This is a genomic window from Flavobacterium sp. B330r (assembly GCF_056824325.1).
On the sequence record NZ_CP124860.1, the window covers coordinates 5,616,319 to 5,637,907 of the forward strand.

Below are 21,589 nucleotides of genomic sequence, written 5' to 3' on the forward strand. Positions count from 1 at the left end.
AGGACAGTAAATTTATTAATTTAGTTTCAATTTTCCTACAATTAGAAAATGAATACCTGAATTACTTTATTCGCAGGGCTCACAACTAAATTTGCAGTACCGCAAGTCACCTGACCGTTGTTACAATTAAAGAAGTGTCCGCTTACCTCTGCTGATGTTCCAAAACCTCCAAAATAATTTGGCTGTCCAGAAGGTGCTCCTGTATATCCATAAATTGTTTCGTGTGTAGGAGCCCCATAAAAATAAGTATTAGCACTTAATCCATCATATCTAGCTGGAGAATAACTGATTGCTTTACCATTTAATTTACCTGTATAATAATGATAACCATTAGTACGACCATTACTAGAAGTAAATGCATACCCATTATATGGATTGTATTCAATATAATTATTTTGCGCATTTGCATCATCAATTTTTGAAGCGTTAGCAAGTGTAGACACCACTCTAAATCTCCATTTGGTATTAGCAGTTGTACCAGTGGAAGTTAAACTGCTTAATGTACCATTATCTACACCAATTGCTGCCATAGCAGTTTTTGACATTCTAAAATTCTCATACTTAATAGTTTCGGTTGCATAATTAACATCATTAATTGGCATATCGCTATCAAAACTATAAGTAGCGGGAATTCCTGAACTAGTCATATAAATATTTTTTGCTGTTTGCTCCGAATATGACCATACCATTGTTTGACCATTTGTCATATCACATAACGTTTTCATAGCTGTACCCGTATATTTTGTTGGTTTTATCCAATACTCTCCATTTGGCGCTATTCCTGCTCCTCCATTATCAGCCATAGCATCTTTGCAGGTATTTGCAGGATAATCTTTCGTACTTCCCTTAGTTGGTATAATGATTATATTTCTAGGACAAGAAGTCCCTAGAGCATCCGTTAAGGTAAAAACTATACCATCAACATTATTTGCCTGATTTGGTTTGCCAATAGCCTGAAAGTTAATAGTTGTAGGACTAGCGATTTGTGTTATAGTACCAGAAGCCTTAATTGTTACGCCCGCAGAGGTTGCAGTAATATTATAAGGTCCTGTTGAAGAAAACTCAACCGGGATCGCAATCGTTGCAGATGCTCCTGAAACTGTAGTATTCACTTTCATAGTACTGCTAATTACAGCGTATGGCATATTACAAACCATTGTTGCCTGATTAGCCTGAATTTCGATTTTTGATGCTGGCGTACATAAAACTGCATTTTTGTTTGCAGCATCGAGTAATTTAAAAGTATATAACCCAACACTTCCTGCTTCTGCAGTACCATTTGATACTAAAGTTATTTCGTCTGGTCCTGTTTCATCAAATGTACCTACACCGTTAAAAAATACTCCTTTTACTGTATCTGTAGTAATTTTCCAAGGCCCAGGTTTTGTAACATTAACTTTTAATGTGATATAGTTTGAAGCAGATGCTGCTTTTGTTTCTACAAATACCCCGTTTACTAAAGTACCTGTTACTGTACAATCAGGAGTAAAACCTCCTTTAACACTTTGCAAACTAACAGTAAAAGTACATCCCACAGCCACATTATGTTTATCATATAATGTAAAAGTAAGTTTCCCATCTGCTCCCCACTGTGGAGTACCTTTTGCTGTTAATGTTATACGAGCTGCAGAGGAAGTTGATACATAACCTGTACCTTCAAACCACATGCCCTCATCTGAACCATTAGCACCTACTTTATCAGTGTGCAAAGAATAAAAACCTGATTCAGTTACATCTAATTGAAGACTTACTCCATTTGTAACTGGATTTACAGGCTGGTTTTCTGTAAATGTACCGACTGCCTGTGTGTTATCACAAGAAATGTTAAAATCTGCATTATTTTCTGTTACTGGTATAGTAAAATTAGAAGCGTTACACACCTCTTTCCCTGTCTGATCATAAACCTTATAAGCAACACCCGGGCTAACATCTATTGGTGTGCCAAATGCCGGAATCTGAATTTTTATTGGTCCTGTTGGCATTGTTGCTACAATTCCTGTATAAGAGAATCGTACACCATTTATTGTTTCCGTATAAAAAGTATAAGTACCAGGCTTAAGCACAGTTGCTGTAATTTCAATATAGTTGTTGGTACCAGTAGGTACACCTGCATAGTAATTTCCTTTAATAATTGTTGCAGTAGAGCAATCGAAAGTAAACTTTGCTAAGGAAATTGCGTCACATTCTGACCAAGCATTACCTTTCCAGGTCTGCAGACAATTTTCATCTGTATTAAATACTGTTAGACCTTTATTTATAATTCCTAATGCTGGCTGTAATGTTGTCATTTGGGCCGATGTGAATTTAGGTGGCATAAAACCTTTCGTACCGTTTTTAGACAGAACTTCTAAGGTTGCATTGGGGTCTCCTTTTTGCGAGCCTCCAATAACTACTGACTCATTTACCTGCGCAAAAGACTGCATTAAAGTAAAGGCCATTAGCAATGTAAATAATATTCTTTTCATTGTTGTAATTTTTATTAAAATTTCTAATTAAGAAGTATTAAATACCGGTCATTTGCATGACCGGTTTTTATACTATTAAATATTATAATGTAGATGTTATTACGTACCAATCAGTACCATCTGATTGCAAGGTAATTTTCAAACTACCATTAGTCTCACCTCCAAATGCACTAGCTGCTATGTAAGATAAACTTGAATCGTCAGAGTATATTACACTTGTATTGAATTTAACTGTGTAAGAAGTTGTTAACTGACTCATCACCAATATTCTTCCTTTATTTTCTGATGCTACTGGAAGAGTAATTGTAATATCTTTCGTCAGTTTTCTGGCAATAATAGTGTAATCATCTGGCGTTAACGTATAATCGTCACTTGTCACATGAATTCCCATAACATTGTTTTTAGCTGGTGCTTTCCATTCTACATTTATTGCACCTTGTTCATCTTTAATTGTCGTTAATACGTCACCTTCAACTTCTGATGGCACTATATTTACAGTAGCATCAGTAAATGTTGCTCCTAAACCTGTTACTGCTAAAACTTTATCTGAAGTTGTAGTAGTAATATCTTTAAGGTTTATCGTAGATACAACTTTATTTTCTGCAGTGTAATTCAGTGTTTTTGCAGTAGGATTATGCGCTAATGTTGTTAGCGTTTCTGCATCACCCACTAAATCAGTCATAGTAAGGCTATTTTCAACACCATTTTCATTCTTATAAATTAAAGATTTTGATGCTTCAACATAGCTTAATGACGTTACTGTTTCTTTAAGTGAAGCTGGATTTCCTGATACATCTGTATAAGTAGCAATGTCATGTCCTGTAGTTACCACTGGTACAAATGAAATTACGCCATCTGTTCCTGTATCTCCTTTAAGGCCTGCAACATACTCGTTTATGTCTTTTCCGTCGTTTCCAGGAAGCTCTTTCCAGATCTCGAATGCCGACTTACCGTCCGCTCCCGTGTCTCCTTTAAGGCCTGCAACATACTCGTTCATGTCTTTTCCGTCGTTTCCAGGAAGCTCTTTCCAGATCTCGAACGCCGACTTACCGTCCGCTCCCGTGTCCCCTTTAAGGCCTGCAACATACTCGTTCATGTCTTTTCCGTCGTTTCCAGGAAGCTCTTTCCAGATCTCGAACGCTGATTTTCCGTCTGCTCCCGTGTCTCCTTTCAAGCCCTGAACATATTCGTTCATGTCTTTTCCGTCGTTTCCAGGAAGCTCTTTCCAGATCTCGAACGCCGACTTACCGTCCGCTCCCGTGTCTCCTTTAAGGCCCTGAACATATTCGTTCATGTCTTTTCCGTCGTTTCCAGGAAGCTCTTTCCAGATCTCGAACGCCGACTTACCGTCCGCTCCCGTGTCTCCTTTAAGACCTGCAACATACTCGTTCATGTCTTTTCCGTCGTTTCCAGGAAGCTCTTTCCAGATCTCGAACGCCGACTTACCGTCCGCTCCCGTGTCCCCTTTAAGGCCTGCAACATACTCGTTCATGTCTTTTCCGTCGTTTCCAGGAAGCTCTTTCCAGATCTCGAACGCCGACTTACCGTCCGCTCCCGTATCCCCTTTCAAGCCCTGAACATATTCGTTCATGTCTTTTCCGTCGTTTCCAGGAAGCTCTTTCCAGATCTCGAACGCCGACTTACCGTCCGCTCCCGTGTCTCCTTTAAGGCCTGCAACATACTCGTTCATGTCTTTTCCGTCGTTTCCAGGAAGCTCTTTCCAGATCTCGAACGCCGACTTACCGTCCGCTCCCGTATCCCCTTTCAAGCCCTGAACATATTCGTTCATGTCTTTTCCGTCATTGCCAGGAAGCTCTTTCCAGATCTCGAACGCCGACTTACCGTCCGCTCCCGTGTCTCCTTTAAGACCTGCAACATACTCGTTCATGTCTTTTCCGTCGTTTCCAGGAAGCTCTTTCCAGATTTCGAATGCCGACTTACCGTCCGCTCCCGTGTCTCCTTTAAGACCTGCGATGTAATCGTTCATGTCTTTTCCGTCGTTGCCAGGAAGCTCTTTCCAGATCTCGAACGCCGACTTACCGTCCGCTCCCGTGTCTCCTTTAAGACCTGCAACATACTCGTTCATGTCTTTTCCGTCGTTTCCAGGAAGCTCTTTCCAGATCTCGAACGCCGACTTACCGTCCGCTCCCGTATCCCCTTTCAAGCCCTGAACATATTCGTTCATGTCTTTTCCGTCGTTTCCAGGAAGCTCTTTCCAGATCTCGAACGCCGACTTACCGTCCGCTCCCGTGTCTCCTTTCAAGCCCTGAACATATTCGTTCATGTCTTTTCCGTCATTGCCAGGAAGCTCTTTCCAGATCTCGAACGCCGACTTACCGTCCGCTCCCGTGTCCCCTTTAAGGCCTGCAACATACTCGTTCATGTCTTTTCCGTCGTTTCCAGGAAGCTCTTTCCAGATCTCGAACGCCGACTTACCGTCCGCTCCCGTGTCTCCTTTAAGACCTGCAACATACTCGTTCATGTCTTTTCCGTCGTTTCCAGGAAGCTCTTTCCAGATCTCGAACGCCGACTTACCGTCCGCTCCCGTATCCCCTTTCAAGCCCTGAACATATTCGTTCATGTCTTTTCCGTCGTTTCCAGGAAGCTCTTTCCAGATCTCGAACGCCGACTTACCGTCCGCTCCCGTGTCTCCTTTCAAGCCCTGAACATATTCGTTCATGTCTTTTCCGTCGTTTCCAGGAAGCTCTTTCCAGATCTCGAATGCCGACTTACCGTCCGCTCCCGTATCCCCTTTCAAGCCCTGAACATATTCGTTCATGTCTTTTCCGTCGTTTCCAGGAAGCTCTTTCCAGATCTCGAATGCCGACTTACCGTCCGCTCCCGTATCCCCTTTCAAGCCCTGAACATATTCGTTCATGTCTTTTCCGTCATTGCCAGGAAGCTCTTTCCAGATCTCGAACGCCGACTTACCGTCCGCTCCCGTGTCTCCTTTAAGACCTGCAACATACTCGTTCATGTCTTTTCCGTCGTTTCCAGGAAGCTCTTTCCAGATCTCGAACGCCGACTTACCGTCCGCTCCCGTATCCCCTTTCAAGCCCTGAACATATTCGTTCATGTCTTTTCCGTCGTTTCCAGGAAGCTCTTTCCAGATCTCGAACGCCGACTTACCGTCCGCTCCCGTGTCTCCTTTAAGACCTGCAACATACTCGTTCATGTCTTTTCCGTCGTTTCCAGGAAGCTCTTTCCAGATCTCGAACGCCGACTTACCGTCCGCTCCCGTGTCTCCTTTAAGACCTGCAACATACTCGTTCATGTCTTTTCCGTCGTTTCCAGGAAGCTCTTTCCAGATCTCGAATGCCGACTTACCGTCCGCTCCCGTGTCTCCTTTCAAGCCCTGAACATATTCGTTCATGTCTTTTCCGTCATTGCCAGGAAGCTCTTTCCAGATCTCGAACGCCGACTTACCGTCCGCTCCCGTGTCTCCTTTAAGGCCTGCAACATACTCGTTCATGTCTTTTCCGTCGTTTCCAGGAAGCTCTTTCCAGATCTCGAACGCCGACTTACCGTCCGCTCCCGTGTCTCCTTTAAGACCTGCAACATACTCGTTCATGTCTTTTCCGTCGTTTCCAGGAAGCTCTTTCCAGATCTCGAATGCCGACTTACCGTCCGCTCCCGTGTCTCCTTTCAAGCCCTGAACATATTCGTTCATGTCTTTTCCGTCATTGCCAGGAAGCTCTTTCCAGATCTCGAACGCCGACTTACCGTCCGCTCCCGTGTCTCCTTTAAGACCTGCAACATACTCGTTCATGTCTTTTCCGTCGTTTCCAGGAAGCTCTTTCCAGATCTCGAACGCCGACTTACCGTCCGCTCCCGTATCCCCTTTCAAGCCCTGAACATATTCGTTCATGTCTTTTCCGTCGTTTCCAGGAAGCTCTTTCCAGATCTCGAACGCCGACTTACCGTCCGCTCCCGTGTCTCCTTTCAAGCCCTGAACATATTCGTTCATGTCTTTTCCGTCGTTTCCAGGAAGCTCTTTCCAGATCTCGAATGCCGACTTACCGTCCGCTCCCGTATCCCCTTTCAAGCCCTGAACATATTCGTTCATGTCTTTTCCGTCGTTTCCAGGAAGCTCTTTCCAGATCTCGAATGCCGACTTACCGTCCGCTCCCGTGTCTCCTTTCAAGCCCTGAACATATTCGTTCATGTCTTTTCCGTCATTGCCAGGAAGCTCTTTCCAGATCTCGAACGCCGACTTACCGTCCGCTCCCGTATCCCCTTTCAAGCCCTGAACATATTCGTTCATGTCTTTTCCGTCGTTTCCAGGAAGCTCTTTCCAGATCTCGAACGCCGACTTACCGTCCGCTCCCGTGTCTCCTTTCAAGCCCTGAACATATTCGTTCATGTCTTTTCCGTCGTTTCCAGGAAGCTCTTTCCAGATCTCGAATGCCGACTTACCGTCCGCTCCCGTATCCCCTTTCAAGCCCTGAACATATTCGTTCATGTCTTTTCCGTCGTTTCCAGGAAGCTCTTTCCAGATCTCGAATGCCGACTTACCGTCCGCTCCCGTTTCCCCTTTAAGGCCTGCAACATACTCGTTCATGTCTTTTCCGTCGTTTCCAGGAAGCTCTTTCCAGATCTCGAATGCCGACTTACCGTCCGCTCCCGTTTCCCCTTTATCTCCAGTCAATTTAATCCATTCTTTTGGATTAGACCCTGGCTTTAAGATATATACAATGCCTTTATCATTTACAAGTATTGTTGCTTCCTCTGGAATTGAAACTCCAGGATCTCCTGGGTCTCCTTTAATACCTATCATTCCATCTTGTCCATTGTTTCCATTTTTACCATTAACAGAAATCCATTTTCCTGTTGCAGGATCCTTGATAAAAACAATACCATTTTCATTTACAAGAACATAAGTATCTGTAGGAATTTGAACTCCTGGGTCACCTGGATCCCCTTTAATTCCTGTTGCGCCATTTAAACCATTGATTTTTACCCAGTTTGAAGACTTATCAGCCCATTCTTTATCTCGGCCAGCAACCGTTTTATCTGTCCCCACATAAGCATAGATATTGCCATTTGAATCTTTTACAATAGCATCAAGCGTGGTAATTGATCCTGCTGTTCCTGGTGCTCCAGTTGCTCCTGCAATTCCCGTTGCACCATTTAAACCGTTAATTTTTACCCAGTTTGAAGACTTATCAGCCCATTCTTTATCTCGGCCAGCAACTGTATTATCGGTTCCAACATATGCATAAATATTACCCTCAGAATCTTTTACAATTGCATCAAGTGTAGTAATAGAACCTGCATCACCTGGTTTTCCAGGAACTCCAGGAATTCCTTCTTTCCCATTTAATGGAACCCATTTTGTATTATCTTTTGGATCTCTTACATAAACAATTCCTGTTTTATAATCAACATACATCTGGATTGTTCCGTCAAGACCAGCATCACCAGGCAGACCGTTTCCTCCTGCGATACCATTTTTACCATCGATTCCGTTTTTACCGTTGATTGATGTCCATGTACCATCCGCATTTTGTACATAAATGATGCCCGAATCTTTATCTGTATAAATACTTACATCTTTACCAGGATATCCTGCTTCTCCTTTATTACCTGGAGCTCCATTACCTCCTGCCATACCAGCAGCTTCTCCAGAAATGGCAATTCTACACCATCTGTCTATATACCAATAGTAATAACCTGGTTTAATGTCTGCCGCAGTCGCAGTATTAAAAACCAGTAAACTGTTAACATTTCCTTTTTCCATTGTCACAGTATCCGTAGAACTTAATAATTCGACACGCGGAATTAATACTCCTCGGTTATTAGCAAATACTTCTAACTGTGCTGAAATAGATGTTGGATCTTTCTTACCCACAACTACCTGAGAGTAGGCTGAATAACTACCCAAAACAAATAGTAAAGGAAGTAATCTATTCTTCATATGATTTAATCATTAATGGTTACTATTTTTTTATCATGTTGTAATGAAATCTAAGACAGAAGCGATGTATTTTTATAAGTTCATCATTTACAGTATCTAAGCGTCATTAACACAGTGCAAATATCTATTTATTTGTACTGAAGCTTTACCACTAGAAGTTTTTAAAGTTGTATTTTAAGACATAATTTCTTACCTCGAAATTTTCATGATTGAACTAGAAATGTGATAATTAGATAATGTGCTATTAATGAATTGAGAAATGGAGAATGAGAGGTGAGGAATGGGATTGGGATTGGGAAATGTAGTAGTTGGATAATATTGGAAGAGGAATTTAATTTTAAACTTGGATTGAGGGGTATTTCATTTTTTTATAAAAAAAAATCCTGACTCTAAATACAGTCAAGATTTATTTTTCTGTTTTCGGCATATACTTTTCTAATTCTTTCAAAAAACATTAAGAAAATAAATGCTTGGAATCAGACAGTCAAAATAGATTCTGAAGCCAATGCTTGACAAACAGTTATTTCTAATACCATTTGTCTGCATTCGAGGTATTGATCATTTTTATTTTCGTAAAAATGATAGGAGTTTTATCTCTTATATGAATGTACGATTGGCGATGGAAAAGTTATAAAGCCGTTATAATAAATTCGCTTCGTCTGTTTGCCTGATGTTCTTCTTCTGTGCATGGAACACCGTCTGCACATTTGTTTACAAGCTCTGTTTCGCCATATCCTTTTCCGGTTAATCGGTTAGGCGCTATTCCGTTTTTAATCAGCCACTGAATGGTCGATTTTGCTCTTCGGTCAGATAAGGCTTCGTTGTACTGGTGAGAAGCTCTGCTGTCTGTATGCGAGCGGATATCCAGCTTCATGCTTGGATTATCGTTTAAAACAACGAGTATTTTTTCCAGATCCAACGCCGCTTCGGTTCTAATGTTAGACTTGTCCAAATCAAAGTAGATCATTTTGATTCCGAAGCATTTTCCCAAATCATCGCCCACAGTAACCTTGCAGGTTGATTTTTCAAGCGCAATCGGCAGATTGGTCTTGCCGCTTGTTTTGTCTATAGTTATATTTACTTCTTTTGTAGCAAATTCTGGCTTTTCTGCCCTTACGAAATAGGTTTTTCCGCATTCCACATCAAAAGTGTACATTCCGGAACCGTCTGCAGTGGCAGAGTTTTTAAGGTTCATCTGGTCATCATACAGAGTGACTTTTGCTCCTGGAAGCGCAAGTCCTGTTTCGGCATCCGATATTATTCCGTATAGCTGTTGGATGCATTTTAGCCTTCTGGTTTCTAAGAACCTGTAGATATCATCAGAACCCTGTCCTCCATCTTTATTGGAAGTGAAAAACCCTCTTCTCGTTTCAGGATCAATAATATACGCAAAGTCATCTTTTGGAGAATTGACATCTGCCCCGACATTCTGAATGTTGCTTACTTTTCCGCTATTGTCAATATTGGCCACAAAAACATCCAATCCTCCGAGACCCGGATGCCCGTCAGACGCAAAATAAATCTCGTTTTCAGAAGTTAAGTAAGGATACGTTTCTTTTCCTTCCGTATTAATCGCGTTTCCGAGATTTTGCGGAGGCCCAAACCCGCCATTTGAATTTATAGTTACTTTATACAGATCAGACTCTCCAAAAGATCCCGGCATATCGGAAGCAAAATACAGCGTTTTTTCGTCTGGGCTCAAAGCCGGATGGCCTGTGCTGTAATTATTGCTGTTGAATGGAAGTTCCGCAATATTAGTCCATTTGCCGTCTTTTCCCAGTTCTGCTTTATAAAGCTTGATTAAAGTGACCCTGCTTTCGTCCTTGCCTTTCTTGCCGTCAATATAGTTGTTTCTGGTAAAATAGACTGTTTTTCCGTCTTTGGTGAAAACAGGAGAAGCTTCGTGAAATTTGGTATTAATAGCCGATTTAAACTTATTTACTTTTGATGTGGTCCCAGTTGCGGGATCCAGATCAGCATTATAAATATTGGTGAAATATTCTCCTGTCCATTTGTGTTTGCGCTGTACAAAATTTCCCGTATCCCGTGCAGATGCAAAGTAGATTTTGCTGTTGTACACAAACGACCCGTAATCGGAGTATTGGCTGTTGATGCCAGCGTCTTCTATCTGGTACCTCCCAGAATTTGCTTTAATCTGGTCGAGATAGTTCATGTCTTCTCTGTAGAGCTTTCCTCTGCTGTCATTTTTTGATACGGCATTGAATTCTTCCAAAAGCCTATTGGCTTTGGCGATATCTCCAGCTGATTTTAAAGATTGTGCGTATCTAAAAAAGTATTCCGGCTCGGGATTTGGATTCATGGCAAATAATTCGCCGTACCATTTTGCCGCGTTCTGGAAATCTGAATTGAAATAATAGGCATTTCCCAGTTTTTTAAACATGTCTTCAGATTTGTAGCCTTTGGCCGCAACTTTTTCATAAGTCTTTATTGCATCGACATAGGCGTAGCTGTCATATTTTTTGTCTGCAGCATTTATTTTTGCCTGCTGGGCATGGCTGCCGAATGAAAAAGCGCCTATGATTGCAGCGAAAAGTAGTGTATAGTTTTTCATGATGCCTTATTTTTAGAAGAAACGAGGGGTTGTCATTTTGCCTTTGTTTGAGAAGAATTCATAGCGCAGGAAGATCTCGTGCGAGCCTGAATTGTAATTGTTCAATTTGGTGGTTTCCCGATCATAGCCATACCCTAAGTAAAGTCCGTCTGTGATCTGAAACCCAACCATAGCACTTAATGAAGCGCTCCATCTGTAAGCTGCACCAATCATAAATTTATCGTAGAACATAAAATTCGCAGATACATCTACTTGCAATGGTGCCCCTTGAACCATTTTGGTTAAAATGGCGGGTTTAAATTTTATATACTGATATTTGTCAAGATCGAATACGTAGCCTCCAATTAAGTAGTAATTGATTCTGTCTTTATAAATTGCAACATCATTATCGTCGTAACGGTTTGTTTCAATAAAGTTAGGAACAGACAGACCAATATATGCTTTGTCAGAATGCCAGTAGACTCCAGCTCCAACGTTTGGAGAGAATTTGCTGTTTAAATCCTGAAACTGGGGATCGCCCTGATCTGCAGGATTTAATTTGTTTACATCCAAATTGAAGATGTTTGCCGTTCCTTTGATGCCAAATGACAGCTTAAAATCTGCAGAGGTCTGAATGGTGTAAGACAGATCCACGGAGATGTTGTTTTCATTTGTAGGGCCAATTTTATCATTGACCAATGAAGCTCCAATGCCTAATCTGCTATTGTTTATTGGTGTATTGATTGAGAAACTGCTTGTCTCTGGCGCTCCATCAAGACCAACCCATTGGGTGCGGTAAAGGCCAAATACACTGAATACTCCACGGGAACCTGCATAGGCAGGATTTATGGCTATTGTATTGTACATATACTGTGTGTACTGCGCATCTTGCTGTGCATAAACAATATAATGTGATAATAGACCAATACAGAAAAGTATATTTTTACTCATATTTTATATTTTACTTAAGGACACGACAGTCAACTTACAAAAACTGATGCCTCCATAAAATTTTTACTGGAATAATCGAATTATTAAGATCGCAGATGTAAATCAGCATTTAAGACCAATTTGGGCAACCGTCTTTAAAAATTAAATTTCAGAGAGAAAAAATGCGGTAGAGAATATTAAAGTGCACTGCTTTAATCGTAAGGCTGTTATAGGGTCTGGCTGATAGCAGATTCAAAATAGGAATACTAAAAAAAACGGGGCAAGAAAAAAAATGTTGCAATTGTTTTTAATATGCACTAGCTGGCTAAATTCTATACTATTTAGAAAATTGTAATACTATAAATAGCGAAAAAAAGCATCTCGCATAATAAGCAGGCTGTCAAAAAAGCAATTCCAATATTTTAAAAACACCAATAAATACTAAATGCCTTACAAAAATATATAAAATATATTGAAAACCAACATTTTAACGTTGTTTTTATTATTTAATAAGTCTTTTTTATTACACTCAAAACAAACAAATGCAAAAAAAAAAAGTTTGCAAAAATGATAATTGCATACTGCCATAATGTGCTCTTCTGAATCCGAATTTTTCATTACCATTTATGATCATAAAAGAAACCCTTTTTGTGTCCAATTATCGATAGTGCAAATTGATAAATGCATTTCCATTTTGGAAGAGTTTAAAGCTCGTATTATTTTGTCAAATTTTATATTTAAAAAAAAAGAACAGACAACGATAGCGCAAAGTTTTAATTTGCTACTTTAGTTTTGTCAATATTATTCCAAAAGAATAAACCTTTACCAATTACCTCAAAGAGAACAAATGAATCTGGATTTTTATCAGCCTAAAAATGAAATTTTAAAAAAATATATTGAAGGATATTACTTTATTTCAAAAAATAAAAATTCGGGCTCTGTACAATATCTCACTTTCCCTAATAATTTCTGCATTCTAACCACCAATGAAGATCTAGATGTTGAAATACAAAATAACGAAGTCATTATAAAATCATCGCCAGATAAAAATATCATGACTTGTGTAGTTTCTCGTTATACCAAACCCATTAAAATTCATTACAAAGAGCTTATAAATGAAGTTACGATTTACTTTAAACCATTAGGAATAAGTCAGTTTTTATCAGATTCAAAAAGTATTTTTTCAGAAGGCACTATTTTAGATTTTACTTTTATGCCCGACTTTAATGCTAAAATGATTGAAATTTTCAATTTGGCCAAAGACAAACAAAGTCAGGAGCTTGAAGATTATCTGCTTTCTAAATTACAAGTCAAAGATTTTTCTTTAATTGAAAAAATACTTACCGATATTGAAAGTGATGAAAAGATTGAAGAAATCGCTCTCAAACATCAAATGAGCAGGCAATATTTGAATAAGCTTTTTACAAAACATATTGGCAAATCGCCTTCAGAGTACCGAAAAATTCATCGTTTTAGAAACTCAATTCTTAAACAGAAGCAAAGCAAGAATTTTTCTGAGTTGTCTCAATATGATTTTTACGATCAATCTCATTTTATTCGAAACTTTAAAGAGCTCACAAACAGGAATCCACAAATATTTTTCAAAAATATAGATACAGAAAAAGAAAATATTTGGCTGTTTGTCTAAACAGTTTCCATTTGTACAATTCTGCGATTTTGGGATACTATACTTTTACCCCGTACCAAATAATGTAAAACAAAAAAATCCCAAAAAATATGAACTGGCAAAAAATCCATCTTTTTTTACACACCTTTTGCAGATACTTTCTAGCTACCATTATAATCTTATATGCTTACGGTAAAATATTAAAAACCCAATTCGTTTCACAGCCAAGCGTGTACGATATGCCTATTGGTTCTCTAGATGGTTTTCGCCTTACTTGGTTTTATTATGGCTACTGCAATTGGTATCCAATTGTTATTGCCGTTACTCAAATTATAAGCTCGTTCCTTCTCTTTTTTAGAAAAACGACAAGAATAGGGATTATTCTTTTCCTAACTTTTATGGTTAATATTCTTCTAACCGATTTTGCTTATGATATTAATGCAAAAGAGATTGCGATAACATTAACCCTAATGGCATTGTTTGTACTATTTTCTGATTATAAAGTTTTTCTAAAATACTTTTTAGAAGAACCTCCATTGTTTCAAAACAGTGACAGACCCAAATGGATGAACAAGATTAGCGTAATAAAATTCGTTTATATTCCTGCTGTATTCATTGGTCTCTTTATTATGTTTAGTATTATGAAAACCAAATACATGTCACAAGACGATTTTTACGGAACTTGGGAAAATCTTCAAACTAAAGAAAGGTTGCATTTTGAAATGATGAATAATTTTCAAATTAATAAAACAGATCGACTAGATAGCATTGTAAATGGAGAATACTCCTTTACAAAAGATTCTTTAACTTTAAAAACTAACAATAACTCGCAGCAGAAAACAAAAAACTATCTAAAAGGGAAATATATCTTGCACAAAGCGGATCTAACTATTACAACCAAAACCGACAATCTAAAATTTGTAAGGATTAGATAAATCAAAAAACTTCTTACAATCTCTTAATTAAGCAATTAGCAAGCGTAATTATATAACAGCGCCCGAATAGTTTTACTCTAATTTTATATTTCAATTAGACGGAAAAGCTATTTCGTTGCTAAATTACTTGCTATGCTTTTTTTAAATCAAAAAAATAGAATATTCAGTACAAGAACATCTGAGAAAAAATATATCTTAAAAAATAGTTCAAGCAGAACAAACGAAAAGCGCATTATTATCTTGTCTAAAAAAGCAATTTGATTAACTCACCGCAGTAAAAATGCGCTTTTACGCACTTAATATTTAGGATATGAAAAATGCAGAAAAATATACCAATGATCTAAAAGGAAAAACGGTTGTTATAACAGGCGCTAGCAGTGGTGTCGGCCGTGCAGCTGCAGAAGCTTTTGCTCATGAAGGATGCAATTTAGTCTTAGCAGCAAGAGGTTGGAAAGGTATTAATGAAGTTGTAGAATTTTGCCGAGCATTAAATGTTCCTGTTGTGGGTGTTTCGGCAGATACGTCTATAGCTGAAGATGTAGAGAAAGTTGCCGCAGAAGCCCTCGCTATGAGCGGTAAAATCGATATCTGGATCAATAATGCCGGAGTGATGGCAAGCGGAAAGTTTGAAGAAATTCCGTTAGAAATTCACCAGCAGGTTATAAAAACCAATTTATTCGGATACATGCATGGAGCTTACAACGCAATCAAAATTTTTAAAAATCAGAATCACGGTATTTTAATTAATAATGTATCAATTGGTGGCTTTATGCCCGCTCCTTACAGCGCCGTATATTCTGCATCTAAATTCGGTATTAAAGGCATGATGGAATGTTTGCAGGGAGAAATCTCTAACCACAGACATATTCATGTTTGCAATCTGTATCCTCAGTTACAAAATTCTACGGGAAATCTTCATTCTGCTAAGTATTCGGGTTTTGATATAAAAATTCCTTTTATTGCTTCCGATCCACGCGAAACTGCTGCCAAAATGGTTTATTTGGCCAAACATCCTAAAAAAGATTTGTTTCCTGATTTTAAAGCGGCGGCAATTACTAATACCTATAAATTATTTCCAAAATTAATTAGCAATACCGCATCGACAGCACTCCGCTTAAAAATGAAACTGAATCAAAATAAGGAGAGCAATCCTGGAAATGTGCTTACCAATTCAAAAGAACCCTTAAGAGTCTACGGAAATATTCCTTCCAAAACAGATTCTAATTTTGCCAAAACCGCAATTATGGGATTAGGCATCGCAGCTGCGTTGTTTTTAGTTCTTAAAAAATCTTCTTAAAGGATTACATTAAAAAAATTGGCTGAATAATTATTTTTATATAATTTTGTATCGATCATTACAAAATAAAATAAAATGAGAGGCAGACCCACAATCTATGAAGATTCTAATATCATAAAAAAGGCTCAGGAAGTTTTTTGGCAGAAAGGTTATAGTGCAACCTCTTTAAGTGATTTACAAAAAGCAACTGGAGCTGGAGCCGGAAGCTTCTACAATACTTTTAAAGGCGGAAAAAAAGAAGTCTTTAAAAAAGCTATTGAAGAACGCAGACTAGCTTTTGATGCTTTTAAAAATGAACTTGCTAGAAGTAATTCGCCTTTAGAATTAATTAAAGATTTTTTTAGAAGTATTGCAGAAGCTGACACAAATGAACATTTTAAAGGATGTATTATCGCTAATACAGTCGTCGAAATGACTTATATAGATGAAGACCTAGAAGCAAATGCTGTACAGATTTTAAAAGAAGTCGAACAGATGTTTACAGCAACCATAAAAACTGAACAAATAAAAGGAAACATACAATCTAAAACTTCTCCTGATATTCTAGGAAAATACCTCATCACGTTTTGGTGCGGACTTAATACGCTCCGCAGAATGTATCCTGACAAGAAAATATTAAGAGATCAAATCGAAATGCAATTAGCTGTCATCAGCTAATTTTTTTGACTATTTATGTATCAATCATTACAAAAATAAATAATAAAAAAATGGATTTAAAATTAGAAGGCAAAAAAGCTTTCATCAGCGGATCAACTCAAGGAATTGGTTTTGCAATTGCACAACAATTATTAAATGAAAAAGCAGAAGTAATTATTAACGGAAGAGGTGAAGAAAAAACAAATCTGGCGGTACAAAAATTGAAAACCGAATTTCCAAACTGTAAAATATCTGGAATTGCAGCAGATTTTAGCAAAAAAGAGGAAATAGACGCGCTACTTGGCCAATTAAATAACATCGATATTCTAATTAATAATGTTGGCCAATTTGATCTAAAAAACTTCGAAGAAATTGAAGATGAAGATTGGCATAAAATATTTGAAATTAATGTGATGAGTTCTGTTCGTCTTTCTAAGAAACTTCTACCACAGATGCTGGAGAAAAAATCAGGAAGAATTATTTTTATAAGCAGTGAATCTGGTGTAAATATTCCCGGAAATATGATTCATTATGGAATGACTAAAGCCGCAATGACTGCTGTGAGTAATGGCTTATCTAAACTAACCATTGGAACAGAGGTAACCGTAAATACCATTCTAGGCGGACCAACTTATTCTGACGGAGTTGCGGCTGTTATAGAACACATAGCATCTCTGCAGAATATCGAAGTGGAACAAATGAAAAATAGCATTGTACAGCAAACCAATCCGCATTCTTTATTGCAGCGTTTTATAAATCCAACTGAAATTGCATCGCTTGCCACTTATCTTGCAAGTCCTCTTTCTTTGGCAACAAATGGAGCTTCTCTAAGAGCAGATGGTGGTGTTTTAAAAACCATTTAATAGAAATTTAAAAAGCCAGAACTTATTGTCTGGCTTTTTAAAACTTTCAAAATCAATTTAAAAGTTATTCTTTTTGATCAACAAAAACATACAGTTTCTGAACTTTACCATTTTCAATAACAAACAAGTCCATACCGCTTACTACAGATGGTTTTGTTTTTGAACCAAACTGCCAATACAAACGAACTATATTATGATTGGTTTCTACAGATTTGGCTGTAAATCTAAAATCAGGATTTTTAGTTTGAAGCTCTACAATAAATTTACTGATATCCTCAATTCCTTCAGCAATAAAATGACGGTCGACCATTTCTACATTAGTCGCATACACTTGATTTAATAAAGCTTTACGTTTCACCTCCACTTTTTCATTCCAGATTTTAAGATGGTTTTCTACTATTGCCGTGTTCTTTTTAGAATCGAAGTCATCTGCAGGGACTTTTTTCACTGCTTCATTTTTTGGAGACCATAATATCGTTTTGGGATTCGTTTTTTCATAACCTTTTCCATTAGGATACGAAACCAATTCCATTTTAGATCCCCAGGGCGTTTCAAAATAAACCCAAGTTTCTCCCGCTGTATCACCAGAAGGCATTGTAAAAGGTTCTCCTATTATTTTTACGCCTTTACTTTTTAAATACTGTACAGATGCATTAATATCTTTTACATAAAATGCAATATGAGATGCTCCAATATCATCTGTACTGGGGTGTGTTTTGCTTCCTTTATTGTCTGCATACTCAAACACTTCTATACTTGCTCCATTTCCTGCATTGATCATCTTTATGGTAACGGCTCCAGTATTTGGGTTAATGTGATTTAGTTTTTTCCAATCAGCGTCAAGCGGAATTGGTCCTAATTGAGTTACGGGTGCAAAACCCAAAACATCATTAAAAAATGTAACGGCTTTATTAAGATCAGGAACATTGATTCCGACATGATCTATTCCGACGATTCCTGCACTAGTTTGTGCAGCTGTTTTTTCTGAAGCAGAAAAGAGTATTAATAAATTAAGCATTGCTGCTGCTGAAGTTTGGACTTTTTTATTTGATTTTATATGCATTGTTTTCATGTTTATTTTGAATCTAAGTAAATTATTAAAATGTGTTTTAAAAGAAAATTAATTGGTGTAAGCTGCTACCCATTTTGCTTTAATATTGGCGCGGGCTTCTATAAATTCTTTATCGGTTCCTTGAGCAATCGCGTCTAGCGGAAAACGAAGCGGTCTCTCCCCTTTTTTCATACTTAACAATTCTAGAATACCATCAGCAATGGTTTGCAGATTCATATCAAACTGAGCCATTTTTCCAAATAATGCTGTGCCTAAGGCGTTGAATTTTTCGGTTGCTGCATCTCCATATTCTTCTATAATTTGTGTTTTATCAGCATGAATACCCGCTTTAGATCCGTTATTCATTTCTGTCGGATAAACTCCAGGCTGTATGCTTACGTTTTCAATTCCATAATCAGCAAGTTCGTCTTGCAATCCTTCTGTAAAACTTTCAACCACCAGTTTTGATGCGATGTACGGAACCATAAATGGAAGTGTGTGTGCGCTTGCTCCGGTTGTAATGTTAATTACGAGTCCGTTTCTTTCTTTTCTCATAGAAGGAAGCACTGCCTGATACATGCGAAGTACGCTGTAAACGTTTACATCAAACATTTTACGAACCTGATCGATAGAATATCCTTCAAGCAAACCAAAACCGCTTACCGCCGCATTATTGATTAAAACGTCAATTTTTCCGTATTTAATCAATACTTTTTCGATTGCTTTAGTAACTGATTCATCATCTGTAACATCGATATCTACTACTTCAATGTTTTCTATTGCTTCCAATTCTTTCGCAACAGCGGCATTTTTATCATTGGTATTTCGCATTCCTGCAATTACGGAATGACCTGCGTTTGCTAATGTTACAGCTGTTAATTTTCCAAAGCCTGTACTTGTTCCTGTAATGAAAATTGTTTTTGACATGATTTCAATATTTAAATGTTTATAATGTTTGTTTCTTTTGAACATTACAAAGTTGCGATGAATGCAAAACCTGCACATTGATTAGAAATAAGTAAAAACTTGATATAGATCAAGAGTTGGAAGAAGGCATAAAAAAAGGAGCTTTAAAAGCTCCTTGTATATTTATTTCTTTGCGGTTTGTTTTCGAATACGGCTTAACGTTTCTGGTGTCATACCCAAATATGAAGCAATCATGGTTTGAGGAATTCTCGAAGCAAAACCTGGATACTTGCTTATAAAGTTTAAATACTTTTCTTCGGCCGTTAAAGTAAGTGAGGCCTGAATTCTATTTTGAGCAGCAATAAAACTTCTTTGCAGAATAGCATTTACCATATTATTAAATGCTGGAATTTCTCTGCACAGCAATTCAAAATTCTCATGCGTAAAAAGAACAAGCTCGGTATCTTCAATGGCATCGATATTAAAACGAGACGGTTGCTGCATCATTAAACTCTCGCGGTCTCCTGTCCACCAATTTTCGATACTGAAACTATTTACATGCTCACTGCCTTTTTCATCAACGGTATAAGTTCTAACACAGCCTTTTGTAATAAAAGCATCGTATTTCCAGACATCTCCTTCTTGAAGCAGATATTGTCTTTTACGAAGTTTTTTAATTATAGCAAATGATTGAATACGTTCCGATTCTGTGGGAGTCAGTTCAGTTTTTTCTTCTAGATACTTTTGGAATATTTCATACATAGTATGTAAAATTATACAAAAGCCATTTGAAGAACAAATAACTTAATCCAAAACAAGTCAGATTGATTAGATAAGTTGTTATTTTTTTGAATTCAAAAACTTATTTATGCAAAATAAAATTACATATATCCTCCTCCATCTGTTTTACTTAATTTTGAAAAAGTAAAGCTTGAAAAGATGGTAAAAACAGCCAATGCAATAAAAGTATATTGAAATGCTTTTGAAGCGTCTAAATTGAAAATTCCGTCCTGAAATAAAGAAAGCGCAAGACTCGCCACAGAAACTCCAAAACTTACTGAAAGCTGTTGCATAATAACCAACATTGTATTTCCGCCACTCGCTGTATCTTGATCTAAATCTGAAAGCGTAATCGTATTCATGGCAGACATTTGTATAGAGGTGAAAATTCCGTAGAATATCATCAGTAAAATATAGTATCCAATTGGTGTTTCTTTCGTTACAAATCCGAGAATAATTAAAACAATTCCTAGCAAAATGGTGTTGCTTATCAGTACTGTTCTGTAGCCAAAAAACTTTATAATATTTACCATAAAAGGCTTAACAGCAACATTTGACAAGGCAGACGGCAACAGCAATAATCCTGATACCGATGCCGAGTAACCAAAACTGGTTTGTAGCATAAGCGGTAAAAGCAATGGCAGTCCGCCAATTCCAAGTCTGGTAATTAAACTTCCCATCAATCCTATTTTTAAGGTTCTAATATTTAGAAGATGCAGATCGATTATGGGTTTTTCAGTTTTTTTATAATGAATATAATAAAAGAGCGAAAGCAGTCCGAAGAGAATCAATAAACTTAGAATCACAATCATGTGTGGTCGTCCGTTTCCAATAAGTTCTAAAACCAAAGTGATAGAAATTAGTGCCAAACTGAAATAAACCAATCCTCTAAAATCGAATCTTCCTACTGCGTGCTTAAAGTTAGGCATAATGCGATACGCCATCGAAATTCCGATGAGGCCAATGGGAATGTTTATTAGAAAAATCCAATGCCAGCTGAAATTATCTGAGAGAAAACCTCCTAAACTTGGACCCGCAACCATTCCTAACAATCCGAATAAGGTTATAAAGTTCATTGTCTTAAGCAGTTCGTTTTTGGGGTATTGATACAAAATAGCCAATCGGGCAATTGGCACCATCATGGAAGCACCAACCGCTTGTAAAACACGTGCCATGTTAAGCGTATTCAAATCAACTGAAAGAGCGCAAAACAAAGATCCCATGATAAACAGAAACACGGCAATCATAAACATGGTTCTGGTGCCAAACTTATCTGCCAGCCATCCGGAAAGCGGAATAAACATTGCTAATGTGAGTGTGTAGGTTACAATAACCGAATCCATTTCGGTGGCCGAATATCCCATGTTTTTAGCTATTGAAGGCAGCGAAGTATTAAGAATTGTACCATCTAAGGATTGCATAAACATTGCAATTGCCGTTACCCAAGGGAGCATATATACTGCGTTTTGTTCTTTCTTTTCTTCTTTATTATTCAGCATCTTTTAGTTTTAGATAAAAGCTCGATTTGTATGATTATGTAAATTAATAAAAAAAAGCGCTCCTAAATGTTAAATCTGGTTGTCTAAAATAAAAACCCGTTTGAGAATTTTCAAACGGGTTTTTAAAGTCAC

The 21,589-nt window shown here is 37.8% G+C and carries 13 protein-coding genes; 5 read left to right on the forward strand and 8 right to left on the reverse strand.

All coding sequences use genetic code 11. From position 1 onward, the window contains the following. Positions 1-41: 41 nt before the first annotated feature. The 4 genes from QLQ95_RS24455 to QLQ95_RS24470 form a co-directional block, all read right to left on the reverse strand. Positions 42-2,465, reverse strand: a complete 2,424-nt coding sequence (locus QLQ95_RS24455; protein WP_482502053.1) for a hypothetical protein — start codon at positions 2,463-2,465, stop codon at positions 42-44. Positions 2,466-2,547: 82 nt separating this feature from the next. Then, positions 2,548-8,382 carry a collagen-like domain-containing protein gene (locus tag QLQ95_RS24460; protein WP_482502054.1) on the reverse strand — a complete coding sequence of 1,945 codons (5,835 nt, stop codon included), beginning with the start codon at positions 8,380-8,382 and terminating at the stop codon, positions 2,548-2,550. Between the two features lie 628 nt (positions 8,383-9,010). Next, positions 9,011-10,954: an OmpA family protein gene (locus tag QLQ95_RS24465; protein ID WP_482502055.1), complete on the reverse strand. Its 1,944-nt coding sequence runs from the start codon at positions 10,952-10,954 to the stop codon at positions 9,011-9,013. 12 nt (positions 10,955-10,966) lie between these two features. Beyond that, positions 10,967-11,884 carry a PorP/SprF family type IX secretion system membrane protein gene (locus tag QLQ95_RS24470; RefSeq protein ID WP_320491997.1) on the reverse strand — a complete coding sequence of 306 codons (918 nt, stop codon included), beginning with the start codon at positions 11,882-11,884 and terminating at the stop codon, positions 10,967-10,969. An 826-nt stretch (positions 11,885-12,710) separates the two neighbouring features. Between QLQ95_RS24470 and QLQ95_RS24475 the strand changes: the two genes are divergently transcribed. The 5 genes from QLQ95_RS24475 (at position 12,711) to QLQ95_RS24495 (ending at position 17,221) form a co-directional block, all read left to right on the forward strand. Continuing rightward, positions 12,711-13,511, forward strand: a complete 801-nt coding sequence (locus tag QLQ95_RS24475) for a helix-turn-helix domain-containing protein (RefSeq protein WP_482502056.1) — start codon at positions 12,711-12,713, stop codon at positions 13,509-13,511. 89 nt (positions 13,512-13,600) lie between these two features. Further along, positions 13,601-14,425 (forward strand): hypothetical protein, encoded by an 825-nt coding sequence (locus QLQ95_RS24480; RefSeq protein WP_482502057.1) that lies wholly within the window; start codon positions 13,601-13,603, stop codon positions 14,423-14,425. A 310-nt stretch (positions 14,426-14,735) separates the two neighbouring features. Continuing rightward, positions 14,736-15,722, forward strand: coding sequence for an SDR family NAD(P)-dependent oxidoreductase (locus QLQ95_RS24485; RefSeq protein ID WP_482502058.1), 987 nt, complete (start codon positions 14,736-14,738; stop codon positions 15,720-15,722). A 75-nt stretch (positions 15,723-15,797) separates the two neighbouring features. Beyond that, positions 15,798-16,379 carry a TetR/AcrR family transcriptional regulator gene (locus QLQ95_RS24490; RefSeq protein WP_482502059.1) on the forward strand — a complete coding sequence of 194 codons (582 nt, stop codon included), beginning with the start codon at positions 15,798-15,800 and terminating at the stop codon, positions 16,377-16,379. A gap of 50 nt (positions 16,380-16,429) precedes the next feature. Beyond that, a complete protein-coding gene (locus QLQ95_RS24495) occupies positions 16,430-17,221 on the forward strand; it encodes an SDR family NAD(P)-dependent oxidoreductase (RefSeq protein WP_482502060.1) in 792 nt (263 codons plus the stop codon). Between the two features lie 64 nt (positions 17,222-17,285). On the opposite strand, the gene QLQ95_RS24500 is transcribed toward QLQ95_RS24495, so the two are convergent. The 4 genes from QLQ95_RS24500 to QLQ95_RS24515 form a co-directional block, all read right to left on the reverse strand. After that, complete coding sequence (locus tag QLQ95_RS24500) at positions 17,286-18,293, reverse strand: VOC family protein (RefSeq protein ID WP_482502061.1); 1,008 nt, start codon at positions 18,291-18,293, stop codon at positions 17,286-17,288. Positions 18,294-18,341: 48 nt separating this feature from the next. Beyond that, the gene (locus tag QLQ95_RS24505) at positions 18,342-19,199 is read right to left on the reverse strand and encodes an SDR family oxidoreductase (protein WP_482502062.1); all 858 of its coding nucleotides are present in this window, start codon (positions 19,197-19,199) and stop codon (positions 18,342-18,344) included. Positions 19,200-19,361: 162 nt separating this feature from the next. Next, a complete protein-coding gene (locus QLQ95_RS24510) occupies positions 19,362-19,940 on the reverse strand; it encodes a Crp/Fnr family transcriptional regulator (RefSeq protein ID WP_095931578.1) in 579 nt (192 codons plus the stop codon). A 119-nt stretch (positions 19,941-20,059) separates the two neighbouring features. Continuing rightward, the gene (locus tag QLQ95_RS24515) at positions 20,060-21,457 is read right to left on the reverse strand and encodes a DHA2 family efflux MFS transporter permease subunit (protein WP_482502063.1); all 1,398 of its coding nucleotides are present in this window, start codon (positions 21,455-21,457) and stop codon (positions 20,060-20,062) included. Positions 21,458-21,589 lie beyond the last annotated feature (132 nt).

Coding starts and splice junctions, on each gene's coding strand:
- QLQ95_RS24475 (WP_482502056.1), top strand. CDS start 12,711: ATGAATCTGGATTTTTATCAGCCTAAAAATGAAATTTTAAAAAAATAT.
- QLQ95_RS24455 (WP_482502053.1), bottom strand. CDS start 2,465: ATGAAAAGAATATTATTTACATTGCTAATGGCCTTTACTTTAATGCAG.
- QLQ95_RS24470 (WP_320491997.1), bottom strand. CDS start 11,884: ATGAGTAAAAATATACTTTTCTGTATTGGTCTATTATCACATTATATT.
- QLQ95_RS24510 (WP_095931578.1), bottom strand. CDS start 19,940: ATGTATGAAATATTCCAAAAGTATCTAGAAGAAAAAACTGAACTGACT.
- QLQ95_RS24500 (WP_482502061.1), bottom strand. CDS start 18,293: ATGAAAACAATGCATATAAAATCAAATAAAAAAGTCCAAACTTCAGCA.
- QLQ95_RS24460 (WP_482502054.1), bottom strand. CDS start 8,382: ATGAAGAATAGATTACTTCCTTTACTATTTGTTTTGGGTAGTTATTCA.
- QLQ95_RS24505 (WP_482502062.1), bottom strand. CDS start 19,199: ATGTCAAAAACAATTTTCATTACAGGAACAAGTACAGGCTTTGGAAAA.
- QLQ95_RS24480 (WP_482502057.1), top strand. CDS start 13,601: ATGAACTGGCAAAAAATCCATCTTTTTTTACACACCTTTTGCAGATAC.
- QLQ95_RS24485 (WP_482502058.1), top strand. CDS start 14,736: ATGAAAAATGCAGAAAAATATACCAATGATCTAAAAGGAAAAACGGTT.
- QLQ95_RS24490 (WP_482502059.1), top strand. CDS start 15,798: ATGAGAGGCAGACCCACAATCTATGAAGATTCTAATATCATAAAAAAG.
- QLQ95_RS24465 (WP_482502055.1), bottom strand. CDS start 10,954: ATGAAAAACTATACACTACTTTTCGCTGCAATCATAGGCGCTTTTTCA.
- QLQ95_RS24515 (WP_482502063.1), bottom strand. CDS start 21,457: ATGCTGAATAATAAAGAAGAAAAGAAAGAACAAAACGCAGTATATATG.
- QLQ95_RS24495 (WP_482502060.1), top strand. CDS start 16,430: ATGGATTTAAAATTAGAAGGCAAAAAAGCTTTCATCAGCGGATCAACT.